This is a genomic window from Streptomyces sp. RKAG337 (assembly GCF_023701715.1).
Lineage (GTDB): Bacteria > Actinomycetota > Actinomycetes > Streptomycetales > Streptomycetaceae > Actinacidiphila.
The window spans coordinates 5298328-5315318 of the sequence record NZ_JAJOZA010000001.1 but is presented as its reverse complement, the minus strand read 5'-3'; the positions used below and the strand labels follow the sequence as shown (position 1 = coordinate 5315318).

At 71.3% G+C, this 16991-nt stretch carries 16 protein-coding genes; 8 read left to right on the top strand and 8 right to left on the bottom strand.

Annotation, left to right across the window (positions count from 1 at the left end; translation table 11 throughout):
- Window positions 1-26: 26 nt before the first annotated feature.
- Window positions 27-971 (bottom strand): GDP-L-fucose synthase family protein, encoded by a 945-nt coding sequence (locus LNW73_RS23535; protein WP_250991263.1) that lies wholly within the window; start codon window positions 969-971, stop codon window positions 27-29.
- Window positions 972-1067: 96 nt separating this feature from the next.
- Here LNW73_RS23535 and gmd point away from each other — a divergent pair, with 96 nt between their 5' ends.
- The 5 genes from gmd (at window position 1068) to LNW73_RS23510 (ending at window position 7779) form a co-directional block, all read left to right on the top strand.
- On the top strand, window positions 1068-2081 hold the full coding sequence (gene gmd / locus LNW73_RS23530; protein WP_250975611.1) for a GDP-mannose 4,6-dehydratase: 1014 nt from the start codon (window positions 1068-1070) through the stop codon (window positions 2079-2081).
- A gap of 104 nt (window positions 2082-2185) precedes the next feature.
- Window positions 2186-4396 carry a LamG-like jellyroll fold domain-containing protein gene (locus LNW73_RS23525; RefSeq protein ID WP_250991262.1) on the top strand — a complete coding sequence of 737 codons (2211 nt, stop codon included), beginning with the start codon at window positions 2186-2188 and terminating at the stop codon, window positions 4394-4396.
- Window positions 4393-5085: a hypothetical protein gene (locus LNW73_RS23520; protein WP_250991261.1), complete on the top strand. Its 693-nt coding sequence runs from the start codon at window positions 4393-4395 to the stop codon at window positions 5083-5085. The genes LNW73_RS23525 and LNW73_RS23520 overlap by 4 nt, the downstream gene beginning before the upstream one ends.
- A gap of 7 nt (window positions 5086-5092) precedes the next feature.
- Window positions 5093-6265 carry a glycosyltransferase gene (locus tag LNW73_RS23515; RefSeq protein ID WP_250991260.1) on the top strand — a complete coding sequence of 391 codons (1173 nt, stop codon included), beginning with the start codon at window positions 5093-5095 and terminating at the stop codon, window positions 6263-6265.
- A 29-nt stretch (window positions 6266-6294) separates the two neighbouring features.
- Window positions 6295-7779 (top strand): O-antigen polymerase, encoded by a 1485-nt coding sequence (locus LNW73_RS23510; protein WP_250991259.1) that lies wholly within the window; start codon window positions 6295-6297, stop codon window positions 7777-7779.
- Here the strand turns inward: LNW73_RS23510 and LNW73_RS23505 are convergent.
- The 4 genes from LNW73_RS23505 to LNW73_RS23490 form a co-directional block, all read right to left on the bottom strand.
- Complete coding sequence (locus LNW73_RS23505; protein ID WP_250975615.1) at window positions 7684-8985, bottom strand: hypothetical protein; 1302 nt, start codon at window positions 8983-8985, stop codon at window positions 7684-7686. The two genes, LNW73_RS23510 and LNW73_RS23505, sit on opposite strands and share 96 nt — an antisense overlap.
- Window positions 8982-10205: a polysaccharide biosynthesis tyrosine autokinase gene (locus LNW73_RS23500; protein WP_250991258.1), complete on the bottom strand. Its 1224-nt coding sequence runs from the start codon at window positions 10203-10205 to the stop codon at window positions 8982-8984. The genes LNW73_RS23505 and LNW73_RS23500 overlap by 4 nt, the downstream gene beginning before the upstream one ends.
- Window positions 10148-10654 (bottom strand): hypothetical protein, encoded by a 507-nt coding sequence (locus tag LNW73_RS23495; protein WP_250991257.1) that lies wholly within the window; start codon window positions 10652-10654, stop codon window positions 10148-10150. Before LNW73_RS23495 ends, LNW73_RS23500 begins: the two co-directional genes overlap by 58 nt.
- 66 nt (window positions 10655-10720) lie before the next feature.
- Window positions 10721-11992 (bottom strand): glycosyltransferase family 4 protein, encoded by a 1272-nt coding sequence (locus LNW73_RS23490; protein ID WP_250991256.1) that lies wholly within the window; start codon window positions 11990-11992, stop codon window positions 10721-10723.
- Window positions 11993-12221: 229 nt separating this feature from the next.
- On the opposite strand from LNW73_RS23490, the gene LNW73_RS23485 reads away from it, so the two are divergent.
- Window positions 12222-12677, top strand: coding sequence for an adenylyltransferase/cytidyltransferase family protein (locus LNW73_RS23485; RefSeq protein ID WP_250991255.1), 456 nt, complete (start codon window positions 12222-12224; stop codon window positions 12675-12677).
- A gap of 131 nt (window positions 12678-12808) precedes the next feature.
- Here LNW73_RS23485 and LNW73_RS23480 read toward each other — a convergent pair whose 3' ends face one another.
- Window positions 12809-13501: a CDP-alcohol phosphatidyltransferase family protein gene (locus LNW73_RS23480; RefSeq protein ID WP_285393286.1), complete on the bottom strand. Its 693-nt coding sequence runs from the start codon at window positions 13499-13501 to the stop codon at window positions 12809-12811.
- A gap of 209 nt (window positions 13502-13710) precedes the next feature.
- Here LNW73_RS23480 and LNW73_RS23475 point away from each other — a divergent pair, with 209 nt between their 5' ends.
- Both LNW73_RS23475 and LNW73_RS23470 read left to right on the top strand, forming a co-directional pair.
- Window positions 13711-14496: a polysaccharide deacetylase family protein gene (locus tag LNW73_RS23475; RefSeq protein WP_250991253.1), complete on the top strand. Its 786-nt coding sequence runs from the start codon at window positions 13711-13713 to the stop codon at window positions 14494-14496.
- A complete protein-coding gene (locus tag LNW73_RS23470; protein WP_250975621.1) occupies window positions 14496-15689 on the top strand; it encodes a YVTN family beta-propeller repeat protein in 1194 nt (397 codons plus the stop codon). The genes LNW73_RS23475 and LNW73_RS23470 overlap by 1 nt, the downstream gene beginning before the upstream one ends.
- Window positions 15690-15725: 36 nt before the next feature.
- Here the strand turns inward: LNW73_RS23470 and LNW73_RS23465 are convergent, their stop codons facing one another.
- Entirely contained in the window at window positions 15726-16826 is a 1101-nt protein-coding gene (locus tag LNW73_RS23465) for a serine hydrolase domain-containing protein (protein WP_374118167.1), read from the bottom strand.
- Entirely contained in the window at window positions 16792-16989 is a 198-nt protein-coding gene (locus tag LNW73_RS23460) for a hypothetical protein (protein ID WP_138357608.1), read from the bottom strand. Before LNW73_RS23460 ends, LNW73_RS23465 begins: the two co-directional genes overlap by 35 nt.
- Window positions 16990-16991 lie beyond the last annotated feature (2 nt).

The following is a 16991-nucleotide window of genomic DNA, read 5'->3' as shown; positions in this document are numbered from 1 at the left end:
CCTTCGTTCCTCCGCCCACCGACCCCTCACGCCTCGGACCGCCACTGGGTGTACACCGAGGCGATGCCGTCCCGCAGCGGGATCGTCGGCTTCCAGCCGAGATCCGTCAGCCGGGACACGTCCAGCAGTTTGCGCGGGGTGCCGTCCGGCTTGGTCGAGTCCCAGGCGATGGCACCCTCATATCCGACGACGTCCCTGACGGTCTGCGCGAGTTCGCGGATCGTCAGGTCGTCGCCGCAGCCGACGTTGACCGGCTCGTCGCCGTCGTAGCTGCGCAGCAGCAGCGCGCAGGCGGCGGCGAGATCGTCCACGTGCAGGAACTCGCGCCGCGGGGAGCCGGTGCCCCAGAGCTCGACGCTCTCCCGCCCGTCCCGCTTCGCCTCGTGGAAGCGGCGGATCAGGGCCGGCAGGACGTGCGAGGTCTCCAGGTCGAAGTTGTCCCCGGGACCGTAGAGATTGGTCGGCATCGCCGAGATGTACGAGGCGCCGTACTGCCGCCGGTAGGACTGGATCTGGACGATGCCGGCGATCTTGGCGAGCGCGTACGGCTCGTTGGTCGGCTCCAGCGGGCCGGTGAGCAGCGCGTCCTCGCGGATCGGCTGCGGGGCGAGCTTGGGGTAGATGCAGGACGAGCCGAGGAAGAGCAGCCGGCCGACCCCCGCCGCGTGTGCGCCGGCGATGACGCTCAGCTGGATCCGCAGGTTGTCCTCGATGAACTGCACCGGATAGGTGCTGTTGGCCATGATCCCGCCGACCTTGGCGGCGGCGAGCACGACCGCGTCGGGCCGGACCTCCGCCAGGAACCTTCCGGTCTCCGCGGCGTCGCGCAGGTCCAGTCCGTCCCGGCCACGGGTGATCACCTGGTAGCCGTCGGCGGTGAGCCGGCGGGTGACCGCCGAGCCGACCAGGCCGCGGTGTCCCGCGACGAAGATCCGGGCGCTGGGCGGGAGCAGTTCCCTCGTAGCCTTCATGACACCGGATTATGCCCTGCGGCATCACCCATTCGGGTCTGAGTCCAGCTTTCCGTACCAAACAGCAATATATCCGGATCCCTAAGGGGGGACCGCGTGAGCAAGAGCGCACTCATCACCGGCGTCACCGGCCAGGACGGCTCGTACCTTGCCGAACTGCTGCTCGCCAAGGGCTACACGGTGCACGGTCTCGTGCGCCGGTCGTCCAGTTTCAACACCGAGCGGATCGACCACATCTACCAGGGCCCGCAGGAGGAGAATCGTTCCCTCGTGCTGCACCACGCCGATCTGTCGGACGGCGTCGCCCTGGTGAACCTGCTGCGCGACCTGCGGCCCGACGAGGTGTACAACCTGGGCGCGCAGTCGCACGTCCGGGTCTCCTTCGACGCGCCGCTCTACACCGGCGACGTGACCGGGCTCGGCGCGCTGCGCCTGCTGGAGGCGGTCCGCGCGAGCGGCATCAGCACCCGCGTCTACCAGGCCTCGTCGTCGGAGATGTTCGGCGCCGCGCCGCCGCCGCAGAACGAGAGCACGCCGTTCCACCCGCGCAGCCCCTACGGCTGCGCCAAGGTCTTCGGCTACTGGTCGACGGTGAACTACCGCGAGGCGTACGGAATGTTCGCCGTCAACGGGATCCTGTTCAACCACGAGTCCCCGCGCCGTGGCGAGACCTTCGTCACACGGAAGATCACCCGCGCGGTGGCCCGGATCCAGGCCGGCCTGCAGGACCGGCTCTACCTCGGCAACCTCGACGCGGTCCGCGACTGGGGCTACGCGCCGGAGTACGTGGACGCGATGTGGCGGATGCTGCAGTGCGACGAGCCGGACGACTATGTGGTCGCCACCGGTGAGGCTGCTACGGTGCGGCAGTTCGTGGAGACCGCCTTCGCCCATGCGGGACTGGATTGGGCCGAATACGTTCGCTACGACCCGAAGTACGAGCGGCCCAGTGAGGTCGACGCGCTCATCGGGGATGCGAGCAAGGCTCACGACCTCCTTGGCTGGAAAGCATCGGTCAAGGTGGAAGAACTGGCTCGGATCATGGTGGATGCCGACATTCAGCACGTATCTGATCAGTTGGCGGGCGCAACTGTGCGCATAGATCGCTAAATCTCGCCAAAATTGCAGACTAGGGACTACTGAGCGCCCTACTCTGCCCTGCACCGTCGGCTGTACGAGCCACGGGCAAACGCTAGGGGCCTGGGGGGCTACGCATGCGTAAATTGGGGGTGTTCTCGGTTGCCACTGCTTTGGCGGCCGCGACACTGGGAGTGCTGACGTCGCACTCCGCGACGGCAACGACTCCGCCGGTCGCCATCACGGCGGACGACCTTTCGACCTGGCAGACCAACGGGATCGTCTGGGCCTTCGCCCAGGCGGACGGAGTGGTCTTCGCCGGGGGTACGTTCTCGGCCATCCGGCCGCCCGGCTCGGCAGCCGGCGTGAACGAGCAGCCCGCGGTCAACTTCGCCGCGTTCGACACCACGACGGGCGCACCCACCGGGTGCCACCTGTCCTTCACCGGCGGCACGGGAACGGTCCGCGCGCTCACCGTCTCGCCGGACCACAAGACGCTGTACGCGGGCGGCTCCTTCGGATCCGTCAACGGCGTCGGGGTGAGCAACCTGGCGGCGATCGACATCGCCACCTGCACCCCGCGGAACGACTTCCACGTCGCCGTCACCGCCACCGTGCGCGCGCTGACCGCGACCAGTGACACCGTCTACCTGGGCGGCGACTTCCAGTCCGTCGCGGGCCAGACCCGCGGCCACCTGGCCGCGATCACCACCACGGGCACCCTGAAGCCGTGGACGGTCGACACCGACGAGACGGCGCGCGCCGTCGAGGTGGCGGCCGACGGCACCCATGTGATCGTCGGCGGTGACTTCTACACCGTGAACGGCGCGAACTCGCACGCCCTGGCGGTGGTCGACGCGACCACCGGAGCCGTCACCAAGAACTACCCGAACGGCTTCTTCGACAACACGTCGGTCGTCAAGGACATCGTCACCGACAGCACCGGCTTCTACGTCGCCAACGAGGGCACCGGCGGCGGCGTGTTCGACGGCCGTACCGCCTTCAACAACAGCGACTGGAACCAGCGCTGGCGGGACACCTGCCTGGGCGCCACCCAGAACCTGGCGCTCTACCAGTCGGTCCTCTACAGCGGTTCGCACGCCCACGACTGCTCGACCATGGGCGAGTACCCGGACGGCAACCGCCACCACCTGCTGGCCGAGTCGGTCGACAGCCCGGCGCTGCTCCCCTGGTTCCCCGACACCAACGACGGTCTCGGCGAGCTGGTCGGCCCGCGCGTGCTGATCGTCGCTTCCGGCGGCGGCAAGGACTACCTCTGGGCCGGCGGCGGTTTCACCACCACCAACCTCAAGGCCCAGCAGGGCCTGACGCGCTTCTCGAGCGGTCCTGACACCGGGGCGCCCAGCGTCCCGCAGGTCGTCGCGTCGAGCGTGGAGCCCGGCAAGGTCCAGGTCCGCTGGCAGTCCAGCCTGGACCTCGACGACAACAACCTGACCTACAACGTGTACCGGAACAACGGTGCCACCCCGGTCTACACCGTCAGCGCCTCCTCGCTGCCGTGGGTGCGGCCGCAGCTCACCTTCACCGACACCGATGTGGTGGCGGGCACCTCGTACACCTACCGGGTGTCGGCGAGCGACGGCACCAACGTCAGCGCCAAGTCGGCCAACGCGACGGCCGTCGCCGCGGCCACCGCCGAGACGTACCCCGCCAGGGTGATCGCCGACGGCGCCGGCCTGTACTGGCGCTACGACGAGACGGCCGGCTACCTCGCGGACGCCTCGGGCAACCAGGTCGCCGGCGACAACGTCGGCTACTCGACCCGCCGGGTCGTCCCCGCCGCGGTCAAGGGCGGCAGCACCGCGGTCACGTACAACGGCACCAGCCAGTACTCCTACAGTGACCGCGCCTTCCCCCGCCCGACCTCGTACAGCGTCGAGACCTGGTTCAAGACCACCACCACCAAGGGTGGCAAGCTGGTCGGCTTCGGCAGCAACACCGACGGCCGGCTCAGCGCCAGCTACGACAAGCACATCTACATGACCAACAGCGGTCAGCTGGTCTTCGGCATCTACAACGCCGGACAGCGCACCATCGCGAGCGGCGCCGGCCTGAACAACGGCCAGTGGCACCACGTGGTCGGCACCCAGGGCTCCAACGGCCTGCGGCTGTACGTCGACGGAAACCTCGTGGCCAGCAACGCCGCGTACACCACCAGCCAGGACTACACCGGTTACTGGCACGTCGGCGGCGACCAGCTCTACGGCTGGCCGAGCCTTCCCGCGAGCAACTACTTCGCGGGCTCCATCGACGAGACCGCGATCTACCCGAGCGTTCTGACTCCCGCGCAGATCGCCCAGCACCACACCCTGGGGCTCACCGGATGATCCACCCGCTCCGGGCCACCGCCGCCGCCGTCATCACGACGGCGGCGGCGGTGGTGTTCCTGACCGGCTGCTCCAGCAGCCATGACACTAAGGCCACCCCGCCCGCGGGGACCGGCCCGACCGCCTCGGCCCCCGTCTCCGGCGGCCTCGACCAGAACCCCACCGCCACCGCCGCTCCGACCACTCCCGGGCCCACCGTCCCGGCGGCGGAACTGACCCCGGTGACGGGCTCCTTCACCAAGCAGCAGAAGCAGTACCTGACCGGCCGGGTGCCCAAGGGATCCGACCCCGCGGCCGTGCTCGAGCTCGGCCAGGAGTCCTGCGACAAGATCAAGTTCATCGCCAAGCGGGATCCCGACGCGGCGGCGAGCGGCATCGTCCTCGGCCAGATCGCGGGCGCGCACGACGCCGTCACCACGCTGTGCCCCGACCAGAAGCCGGTACTCGCCGCGGCGGAGCACGGTTTCACCGACGGTGCCTTCACCGTCGGGAGCAAGCCGAAGGCCGGCAGCGTCATCACCCCCGGCACCTACCACGCGCCGACCCCGTCCAAGACCTGCGCCTGGACGCTCACCGGCGCGAACGGCAAGCCGGTCTCCGGCAGCAAGGCCCTGGTCACCGTGCCGGCCGGCGCGCGCGGCTTCTCCAGCACGGGCTGCTCCGTCTGGCTCTTCTCGAAGGGGGCGTGAACGGGGTATGCGCGTCCTGCACGCCGTCACCCTGCACACGCCCAGCCACGCCTTCGGCGGTCCGACGCGGGTGGCGCTCAGCCTCTCGCGCGGGCTGATCGAGCGCGGGGTCGACGCCCGGCTGGTCACCCTCGGCGACGAGTTCGACGGGCCGCTGCCGAACGAGGTGGAGGGGGTACCGGCGCAGTTGTTCCAGGCCCGGCACCTCATCCGGCGGTTCGGTGTCGCGGGGATCACCTCCCCGTCGCTGCTGGCCCGGGCGCGCCGGCTGGTGAAGTCGGCGGACGTCGTGCACGTCCACCTCATGCGGGACCTCGTCACGCTGCCGATCGCGCTCGCCGCCCTGCAGTGCGGCCGGCCGCTGGTCCTGCAGACGCACGGGATGATCGACCCGACCGAGCGGCTCCCCGCCAAGATCTCCGACGCGTTCGGGGTGCGGCGGGTGCTGCGGCGGGCCGACGCGGTGCTGTGCCTCACCGAGACCGAGCGCCGCAACGTCAACGCCGTCGTGGAACCGGTCGAACTGACCAACACCGTACGGCTGGCCAACGGCGTCGAGCCGCAGGGCGAGTACCGCCCGGAACTGCGGGCGTCCTCGCACGGCGGGCCGCCCACGGTGCTGTACCTGGCCCGGGTGCACCCCGCCAAGCGGCCCGAGGACTTCATCGAGGCCGTCCCCGGCGTGCTCGGCAAGCACCCGGAGGCGCGCTTCGTGCTCGCCGGGCCCGACACGGGCGGCCTCGACGCGACCCTGGCCCGCGCCCGCGCGCTGGGGGTCGACGGGTCGGTGGAGTACGTCGGCGCCCTCGACAGGACCGCGGTGTACGAGCACCTGCGGCGGGCGGACGTCTACGTCATCCCGTCGATCCAGGAGTCGTTCTCGCTGTCCGCGGCCGAGGCCATGTCCGTGGGCACACCCGTGGTCGTCACGAAGACCTGCGGGCTGGCCCCGGACATCGAGGCGGCGGGCGCGGGCCGGCTCGTCGACAGCCGCGAGGAGACCGGCGGCGGGAACAGTGCCGAGAACGGCGCCCGGATCGCCGGTGCGATCCTGGAACTGCTCGACCCGGCGGTGCACGCGGCGGCCTCCGTCGCGGCCCGGCGGCTGATCCATGACTCCTTCACCATCGACGCGATCGTGGACCACCTGCAAAAGGTGTACGCGGACGTGCGACGCTGACCGGGTCGCACGGAGTGGGGGCTGGAGCCATGGCGGTTGACGTACGGGGAGCCGAAACGGGCACGAGGCGGTCCGAGGTGCCCGCGGTGTCCCCGCGGGCCGTGCTGTCCCGCGCCCTGGCGGTGCCGCTGGTGCTCGGCCTGGTCGTCTTCCTGCCCGCCGCCGTGGCCCTCCAGCCGGGTGCGGGCGTACACGACGAGGCGTACTGGCTGCAGCTCGCGCTGACCTGCTACGCCGGGGCCCGGCTGTCGTCGATGATCCTCACCACCCGCCGCCGGCGGCTCATCCAGGGGTCGTTCTGGCTGTTCGTCTACGCGGCGATGGGCGTCGCCTCACTCGCCCAGCTCGTCCTGGGCCGCGTCCCGACCCCGCTGGTCGGCCCGCGCAGCGATCTGTCGGCGGCCCTCGCGCTGACCCTCGTCGGCTGTGTGGCCTTCGACGTCGGCGTCCTGCTGGCCCGGCACCGCCCGGTGCGCACCGGGCGCAAGGAGCGCCCGGCGGCCTCCGTGAGCCCGCGCCGGCTGTATCTGCTGGTGCTGCTGGCGTTCGTGGCCAGCAGCTACTACGTCATGAAGCTCGGCGGGCCCGCGGTGCTGTTCAGCAGCCGCCAGGAGATCAGCGACACCCTCGCGGAGACCGGGGTGGCCACCGCCGGCTCGCACGCGGGCTCCGCGACGCTGCGCGGCTTCGGGACGGTGCCGGCCCTGCTGGCGCTGCTCTTCCTCACCCGCTGGCTGGTGACCTCGCGCATCGCGCGCCGGCGGCCGCTGCCGATCCTGCTGTGGATCGCCACCGCCGGGCTGAACGTCGTCGTCAACAACCCGATATCCAACGCCCGGTTCTGGTTCCTGACCGTGCTGTTCTCGGTCCTGTTCACGGCCTTCCCGCGCAGCCCGGTGATGTACCGCTCCGCGCTGGCCCTGGGCGTCGTCGCGGCGCTGCTGGTCTTCCCCTTCATGGACCGGTTCCGTTACGACGCGGCCGACTACAAGCCCATGGAGACCAACTCGGTCCTCGAGCCGCTGGCGCGCAAGGACTACGACCAGACGGTGATGTTCGCCAACGCGATCACCGAGGTGCACTCCGGCGCGGGCCACACCTACGGCCGGCAGCTCGCCGCCGCGGTCTTCTTCTACGTGCCCCGCTCCGCCTGGCCCGACAAGGCGCTGGACACCGGCATCATGCTCGGCGAGTGGATGGGCAACAAGAACACCAACCTCTCCTCACCGCTGTGGTCCGAACTGTGGCTGGATTTCGGACCGCTCGGGATGACCGGCGGCTTCCTGGGGGTCGGCTATCTGGCGGCCCGCGGCGACCGGCGGTACGCGCTGCGCACCGCGGACGGCGGGCGGCCGGGCGACATGACGGCCATCATCGTGCCGCTGATCGCCGGCTACTCCTTCATCCTGCTGCGCGGTTCACTTCTCCAGGCCTCCGGCCGGATCGGGATCGCCGTGCTGTGCCTCGCCATGGTCACTTCGTTCCGCACCGACCCGCGCAAGCTCCTGCGCTGACGCCGCCGAGGCGCTGACCGAGCCGATCCGCAGCCAGGTGGCGACCGCCTTGGCGACGGAGCCGAGACCCAGGCCCCAGGCCGCGCCGAGGACACCGCCCAGCGCGTAGCCGGTGAGCATGAACGCCACCGCCGCCAGGGAGAAGACCACCTGGATCGGCAGCGTGGTGCGCGGGCGCAGCACCCGCAGCGTCAGCAGCCCGCAGGTGCCGACCGCCATCGCGGTGTACTGGCTGCCGCTGGCCGGCAGCAGATGGACGGCGTTCGGCCAGGTGTCGCCGAGGAGCTGTCGGCCGATCCGGTCCGGCAGCAGGTACAGCACGGTCGCCCAGCTCGCGGCGACGGTGGCCAGTACGGCGGCGAGCACCGCGGTGGCGCGGACCTGGCCGCGTACGCTCTCCGTCCGGTTCAGCAGCGGCGGGCCGAACGCCGTCGAGGCGTTGAACAGGACGTTCAGTGGTCCGAAGAGGGTGGTCGCGCCGCGCAGCGCGCCGACCGCCAGCGGGGTGGCGAACAGCCCGAGGCCGAGGATCGCCAGCTGGCTGGAACCGTTGCCGACCCCGAACTCGACGACGAAGCGCTGCCCGAGGTGGCCGCGGCGCACATACTTCCGCAGGTCCGCGGGGAGGCCGCGCAGCAGCGGGGCGAGCAGGGCGATGGCGGTGAGGAGCGCGGGCAGCGCCGACAGGCCCCAGACGGCCACCAGCCGGGCGGGGCCCGCGCCGTGCGGCTGCACGGCCAGCGCGGGCAGCGCGACGGCGAGCCGTACGAGGTCGGCGGCCAGCGCGTAGTGCGGCAGCCGCAGCGCCGAGAAGCAGTAGCGGATCCCGTCCTGGGTCAGCGCGATGGGCAGGATGAGCCCGAGCACGGCGAGCGCGGCGGCGGTGTCGCCGGGCACGAAGGCCAGCACGGCCGCGGCCGTGAACCCGATGACGGTGGACGCGGCGACGGTGAAGAGCGCCGCGGACCGGCAGGCGGCCCGGATCACCCGGTCGTCACCGCGGACCAGCACCAGCGCCTGGCCGACGTAGCTGACGCCGACGCCGAGCAGGATGGTGAAGACCATGTAGACCATGGAGAAGACGGCGAACCCGGCGGCGCTGGACAGCCGCGCGGCGACCACCAGCACCAGGATGTTGGTGAGCGCCGACACTCCCTGGTCCGCGACGGAGCAGGCTATGGAGGCTTTCGCCCCCGGGACTCTCATGACACCGGCGACCGTTCGGGTTCCGGGAGGACCGCTTCCAGCAGGTCGGCCGCCGGGGACACGGGGGCGCTGCCGGCGTCCTCCGCGGGCGCCACGGGGAGGGGGGCCGTGCTGTCCGCGTTGCGGCGCCACGGCAGGGTGAATCCGGTGCTGCCCGACGAGTGCAGCACCGCGCCGAGCACGGTGCCGCCGGCGCCGCTGATGAGTTCGCGGACCCGCTCGAGGTCGGCCCGGTGCACCTCGCGCGGGTCGCAGACCACCAGGACGCCGTCCACCCGGTCGACGAGTGCGAGGGCGTCGGCGTAGGCGAGGACGGCGGGCGCGTGGACGATGACCGCGGACTTCGGGGCGTCGGCCTCGGAGATGAGCCGGGTGGCCGGTACCGAGGTCAGCGCGCGGGCGACGTTGCGGACCCGGCGGCCCGGCACCAGGTCGAAGGAGCCGGACTCACCGGCGTCGATGGAGATCTGGTGGCCGGCCGGCCAGCCGCCGTCGCCCACCGAGGGCGTACGGGCCCAGGCGGGGCGGGTGCCGTCGCCGGAGCGCAGCCGGTCGGCCAGCGTCGGGGTGCGCAGGTCCGCCTCGATGAGCAGGACCTCCATGCCGGTCTCGGCGAAGGACGCGGCGAGGTTGACCGAGACGGCGGTGGCGGTCTCGCTGGAGCCGCGCGGCGCGACCACCAGCAGCCGTCGGCGGTCGGCGAACCGCTGGTCGTAGGCGAGCCGGAAGGCCACCGAGCGGTACGCCTCGGCGAGCCGGCTCTCGGTGTTGTCCAGGGCGAGCAGCGGAGCCGGCTCACGGCCGTCGCGGACCCGCGGCAGCGTCCCGAGGACGGGGGCGCGCAGCGCGCGCGCCACATCGCTGTCGGAGCGGGCGGCCGGGTCGAAGACCAGCCGCACCCAGGCGGCGAGCAGGCCGATGGCGATACCGACGGCCAGGCCCAGGCCGAGGGCCATCGGCAGGCCGAGTCCGGCGGCCGAGGTCGGCGGGACGGCCGTGCGGATCACGTTGCCCGAGGTGGTGTCGAGGGCCTTCAGTTCGCTGATGTTGCCGTTGAGCTCGGAGATCCGGCCCAGCAGGTTGGTCTGCGCGTTGGTGTTGGTGGCGACGCTCGACGGGTCCTTCTGCTTCTCGATCTGCTTGCGCAGCGCCTCGGACTGCTTCACCAGCGGGTCCAGCTGGGTCTTGTAGCCGTTGACCATGATCGTGATGCTCGACACGGTCTGCTGCTGCCGGTTGTCCAGGTAGGCCTGGGTGAGGGCGTTGGCCCGGGCCGCCGCTTCCCGCGGGCTGCGGCCGGTGTACGCGAAGTCCAGTGCCGTGGTCTGCGGGGGTTGGTCACCTGCAGGTTGGCGAGCAGTTCGGTGGCCGCTTCCGGCTGTCCCAGCGCCTTGGCCGCACGCTCCGCGACGACACCGCTGGCGGCGGTCTGCCGCTCGGAGCCCATGTTCAGGATCTTGTCGGGGGTGGCACCGGTGGCGAACGGGTTCACGGTGGCGGCCCGGACGGTGATCTCGCTCGTCGCGACGTACTTGTCCGCTCCCGACAGCGCCAGTACGGCGCCGCCGAGCAACCCGATCACCACTCCGGCCACGATCAGTACCCGGTAGCGGATCAGCTGGCGGAACTGGTCGCGCAACAGGTCCGGTTCGTCATGCTGCTCGATCACGTGCGTGAAACCCCCTCAGGCGTGCGCTCCCCATGCGCTCGCTCATTATGCGCGTTCGTCACCGGATCAGGTGTCCGAATGCGCGGGCTCCGCGGCCTGCGCGGATTCGGCGAATGGTACTGGTGGCGCGGACGGCGCCGGCGGGGCGGTCTCCAGAACCTCGGCCACGAGGGCGTCGATCCGGTCCAGGCCCGCGGTACGGCTCAGGTGCGCGTCGGCGTAGCGGGGTCCGTTGGACCCCAGCTCGTCGGCCGACTCCGGGTCCTCGGCGAGTGCCAGCACCGCTTTCAGCAGCGCGTGCGGGTCCTCGGGCGCCACCAGGACGCCCGCGCCGGAGCGCAGCACCTCCTCCGCCGTGCCGCCCTCGGCCGCCACCGAGGCGACGACCGGCCGGCCGGTGGCGAAGTACGAGGTGAGCTTGGAGGGGATGCTCATGTCGAGGACGGACGCGCGCTGGGTGACGGCGAGGACGTCGGCGGCGGCGAGGACGTCGGGGAAGTCCGCGTCGTCGACCGGCTGCATGAACTCCAGGTTGGGTATCCCGCCGGCCAGCGCGCGCAGCTGCTCGCGCTGGTTGCCGTCCCCCATGAGGACGACGCGGACGGCCGGGTCCAGCCGGGCGGTCTCGACCAGCACCTCCAGGCCCTGCTTGAGCCCCATGTTGCCGGAGTGCAGGACGACGGTCTGGCCCTCCCGCCAGCCCAGCCGGGCGCGCATTTCGGCGCGGGGCCGGGAGGGGCGCGCCACGTGCGACCAGTTGGGGACCACGCGTATCCGCTCACGCGGTACGCCGAGCGCGGCGACCTTGTCGGTGAAGCTCTCGTGGATGACGCCGACCAGCGTCGCCCGCTTGAGCACGTACGCCTCGACGGCGCTCGCGGCGGCGGCCGCCCGGTCCCCGCCGCTGATGCCGCTCTGCTTGGCGGCGGCGCCCATCAGGTCCTGCACGATGGGGACATAGGGGACACCGTGCCGCCGGGCGGTGCGCGCCGCGAGGACGCCGCCGGCCAGGCTGGGCAGCTGCGCGACGACCACGTCGGGCCGGACGCGCGGCGGCGCGAGCAGACCGTGCACGAGCACCGACGCCTCGAAGAGGGCACGGCGTACCGCGGTCTGGCGCGGTGGCACGGTGTGCCGGCGACGGTGCACCCGCACCCCGCCGCGCTCCTCCTCGGTCCGCCAGACGCCCCGGTAGGCCGGGTCCGTCTCCCAGGCGGGGTAGTGCGGCATGCCGGCGAGCACCGCCACCTCGGCCCCGCCCGCGGCCCAGTGTTCGGCGATCTGCGTGGCGTACGGCCCGATGCCCGTGTGTTCCGGCGCGTAATTGGTTGAAACCAAGAACAGCCGTTTGTGGCGAAAACTGTCAAGAGCCGACACAGCGCGCCCCGTTCCCCCAGAAGTGACCAAGCGTCTACCCTAACTGTTCACCAGTGCTACATGTTGACGATTCCAGCCGGTCTTCGTTTCGCAAATCGTCGCTTAGTATCTGCGACGTCCGGCTATCGTCTGAGACTCACCATCGCCTTGGGCATTTCCAGGCGGGGCAGTACGGCTGGGGGGTCGTTTCGTGGCACACCGTGTCGGCTACGCGCCAGGGGTCTACGACCTCTTCCACGTGGGGCATCTCAACATCCTTCGGCATGCCCGGAGCCAGTGCGACTATCTCGTCGCGGGGGTGGTCTCCGACGAAATGGCCGAATTGGCCAAGGGGCGCCGGCCCATGGTCCCGCTGATCGAGCGGCTGGAGATCGTCCGCAGCGTGCGCTTCGTGGACGCGGCCTTCGTCGAGACCGTCCCCGACAAGGTGGAGACCTGGCAGCAGGTGCGCTTCGACGTCATCTTCAAGGGCGACGACTGGCGCGGCACCGAGAAGGGCGCCCGCCTGGAGCGGGACTTCGCGGCGGTCGGCGTCGAGGTCGTGTACTTCCCGTACACCGTGCACACGTCCAGCACCCAGCTGCGCCGGGCACTGGACATACTCACCGAGCCCGTCACTCCGGAAGGCGCCGAGCGCCACGGTTGAGCGGCCCGTCTCCCCGGCCGCCGTGGATCAGGCGACCGGGGATCAGGCGACCGGGGATCAAGCGACCAGGGATCAAGCCGCCGGGGTTCTAGCGACCGGGGTTCAAGCGGCCGGGGTTCAAGCTGCCGGGCTCAAGCTGCCGGGGCGCCCACGGCCTTCAGCTCGCGGAACCACTTCGCCAGGAACGCGCCCAGGAACAGCACGTACACCCCGCCGAGGAAGGCGTAGGCGTACAGGAACGCCCGCCCGCCGCCCAGCGCCAGGAAGACCACGCAGAAGACCCCGTAGTCGACGGGAAGCAGGGCCACGGCCCTGATCCGCGACGGGGCGGCCGGCACGGATCCGGGCGCGGCCTTCGGCTTGAGCTTTTCGGTCAGCAGCCCGCCGACGTAGATCATCACGGCGGCGAACTGGAAGCCGAGCGGCAGCAGCAGCCAGCCCTCGCCCGGCAGATCGAAGAAGCGGTAGAAGGAGATCAGCACCGCGGCGTGCACGCCGGTGATCTTCCCGCAGTCCACCACATGGTCCAGCCACTCCCCCGCCGGACTGCCGCGGCGCAGCAGCCGCGCCAGCTGGCCGTCGGCCGAGTCGAAGGCGAAGCCGATCACCAGCGCGAGGTAGACCGCGACCGACAGCGTCCAGGACGGGCGCACCAGCGCCACCGCCGCGATGGCGCTGTAGGTGAAGGCCATGCTGACCAGCGTCACCTGATTGGGTGTGAGTCCGACCCGGTAGGCGGCCGCGGCGAGCACCCGGCCGGCGGGCCGGTTGATGTAGCGCGAGTACAGCGACACCCCCTTCGCCGACTTCTGCGCGGTGCGCAGTTCTCGCAGCGCGGTGCCGAAACCGGCCTCCCGAACTGCCGTTGTCTCCGCCACGTAGCCCCCCACGTCATCCTGTCTGCGGCATGCCCCCGGCACACCAATGGCCGCTCGCGTACCGCGGGTCCACATCATGTCAGCCGACTCCGCCACGCGCCGCGCCGCCCCAATAACATCAAAAGATCGGGCATTGCGCCCTAAAGTGGTCCTCAATGTCCATGACCCGCCGTACCGTGCTGCAGGTCGCCGCCGCCGGAGCGCTGCTCACCGGCTGTGCGGACGGCCGGCCCTCCGCCGCCGGGGCCTCCCCGGATCCCGCGGCCAGCAAGGCGCCCCCCGAGCACCCGCCCGCCGCATCCGCCTCCGCTCGCCCCGCACTGCCACCGCTGCCGCCCGGCCTGCCCGCGCAGATCGAGCACGGGCCCAGAGACCGCCCCCAGGTCGCGCTCACCTTCCACGGCCGGGGCGAAACGGCCATCGCCACCGCCCTGCTGACCGAGGCGGAGAAGGCCGGGGCACGGCTGACGGTGCTGGCCGTCGGCGAGTGGCTGGACGAGTACCCGCAACTCGCCCGCCGGATCCTCGACGGCGGTCATGAGCTGGGCAACCACACCCAGACCCACGGCAACATCTGCGCGATGGGCGCGGCCGCCGCGACCGCCGAGATCACCGGCTGCGCGGACCGGCTGCGCAAGCTCACCGGTTCGCCCGGCCGCTGGTTCCGGCCCTCCCAGGCCCGGCTGGCCACCCCGCTCGTCGAACGCCTCGCCCGGCAGGCGGGATACGAGCACGTCCTCGCGTACGACGTGGACTCCCTCGACTTCACCGAACCCGGAACCGGGGCCGTCCGGGCCAAGGTGGCCAAGGACGTCGGCCCCGGATCCGTGGTGAGCCTGCACTTCGGGTACGCCGGCACGATCGCCGCACTGCCCGGGATCCTCGACGACCTGAAACGGCGCGGGCTGCGCGCCGTGACCACGACGGAGCTACTGACCTGATGCGTCCTGTGTACCGTGTGCGCCCCGCCGCCCTGCTCGCCGTCGCCATCGCCCTCGTGACCGCCACCGCGGGCTGCGGGAAGGACGGCACCGAACAGCACGCGCCCTCTCCCGCGGCCACCAAGGCCGCCGTCAGGTCGGCCCCGGCCAAGATCCTGCCCCAGGGCCTGCCGGGCATGCCGCCGGTGCTCGACCCGAAGGACGTCTACTCGGCGGACCGCCCCAACGCGCTCTCCCCGGTGGTGAAGGGCTTCCCGTCCCGGGTCTACGTGCCGAACACCAACTCCAACACGGTGTCGGTGATCGACCCGAAGACGTACAAGGTCATCGAGACGATCCCGGTGGGTGAGCAGCCGCAGCACGTCGTCCCGTCCTGGGACCTCAAGACGCTCTGGGTCAACAACGACGTCGGCAACTCGCTGACCCCGATCGACCCGGCGACCGGCCGTGCCGGCTCCATGGTCCAGGTGCACGACCCCTACAACCTGTACTTCACCCCGGACGGCAAGTACGCGGTGGTGATGGCCTCGCTCGACCGCGAGCTGGTCTTCCGCGACGCGCACAGCATGAAGATCAAGAAGACCGTCCCGGTGCCCTGCTACGGCGTCAACCACGCGGACTTCTCGCCCGACGGCCGGTACTTCATCGTCTCCTGCGAGTTCTCCGCGGAGCTGCTCAAGGTCGACACCGCGAAGATGGAGATCGTCGGCAAGCAGCGGCTGCCGTTCGACGGCGCGATGCCGCAGGACGTGAAGATGTCCCCCGACGGCAAGACCTGGTACGTCGCCGACATGATGGCCGACGGCATGTGGGTGCTGAACGGCGACACGTTCTCCAAGCCGACCCTGATGCCCACCGGCAAGGGCTGCCACGGCCTCTACGTCAGCCGTGACTCGAAGTCGATGTACATCTCGAACCGCGGCGAGGGGTCGGTGTCGGTGCTGGACTTCGCCACCAACAAGCTCATCCACAAGTGGGAGATCCCGGGCGGCGGCAGCCCCGACATGGGCGGTGTGTCCGCGGACGGCAAGGTGCTGTGGCTGTCGGGGCGCTACAACGCCGAGGTCTACGCGATCGACACCACCGACGGCCACACGATCGCCAAGATCCCGGTCGGCTCGGGCCCGCACGGTCTGGCGGTCTACCCGCAGCCCGGCCGCTACTCGCTCGGCCACACCGGCATCTTCCGCTAGGACCCCGGGGTTCGCCGGTTCCAGAGCCCCGGAGTTCTAGGGCCCCGGGGTCTCCGACGCCTTCAGAACGCTCCGGGCCAGGCAGGTGGCGGCCGCGGCCCGGGGCGCGCTGCCCTCCCGCCAGGTACGGCTGGGGTGCACCGAGTTGGTGAGCAGCACCAGGAACGTGTCGGTGGCGGGGTCGATCACCAGGCTCGTACCGGTGAAACCGCTGTGCCCGACGGCGCCGTGACCGGCCAGCTCGCCCATCTGGCCGGGGTGATCGGTCTCGAAGCCCGGGTAGGGCCCGCCGCCGTCGAGCAGCGCCCGGCAGAACAGGGCCAGGTCCCACGCGGTGGAGAAGAGCCCCGCGTGCCCGCTGACCCCACCCGCCGCATAGGCGTTCTCGTCGTGCACGACGCCGTGCACCATGCCGCGGTCGAGCTTGCCCCAGGGCCGCCGCTGGTCCTCGGTCGCGGCGATCCGGGGCAGCAGGGCGGCGGGCGGGTTGTAGCCGGTGTCGGTCATGCCGAGCGGCCCGGTGATCCCGTCCCTGACCAGGACGTCCAGCGGTTGTCCCGTGGCCCGTTCCAGCACCTGCTGGAGGGCGATCAGATTGAGGTCGGAGTAGATCCGGACGGTGCCCGGCGGGTGCAGCGGCTTCTCGTCCCACAGCAGCCGCAGCCGGGCCGGCACGGTGGGCAGGTCGTAGAACGGCAGCTCGGGCCGGAAGCCGGAGGTGTGGTCGAGCAGCTGCCGTACGGTGATGTCCGCCTTGCCCGCGGCGGCGAACTCCGGCACGTACGAGGCGACCGGCCGGTCGAGGTCCAGGAGCCGCGCGGCGACGACGGCCGTGAAGAGCTTGCTGACGGACGCCAGGTCGAAGACCGTGTCGGGCCGCATCGGCACCCACCGCTCCGGCGGCAGCTCCACACCGCGGTCGGCGGCCGCGTCGTAGCCCGCGTACCGCACCGCCCAGCCGACCGCCTCGTGCAGCGCGACGACCTGGCCGCGCCCGGCGAGCACGACCGCGCCCGCGCACCACGGGTGGTCCGGCGACGGCTCCAGGGCGGTCCTCAGCCCGGGGACGATCCGCCGCAGCTCTCCGGCGTCGAGGCCGGCCTCAGGGCAGGTACCTCTCGACAGCGGCGGCGCCATGCTCCTCCAGCTCCTTGCGGGCCCTCTCGATACGGGCGGGAGTGGGTTCGCGGCCGGAGAGCATCACCAGGTCCTCCGGATCGACCGCGTTCTCGGACCCGGTGTGCAGCACGCTGTCGGCGGTCTTGAACGCCCAGCGGTTCCCGTCGATCGGCTCGGACATTC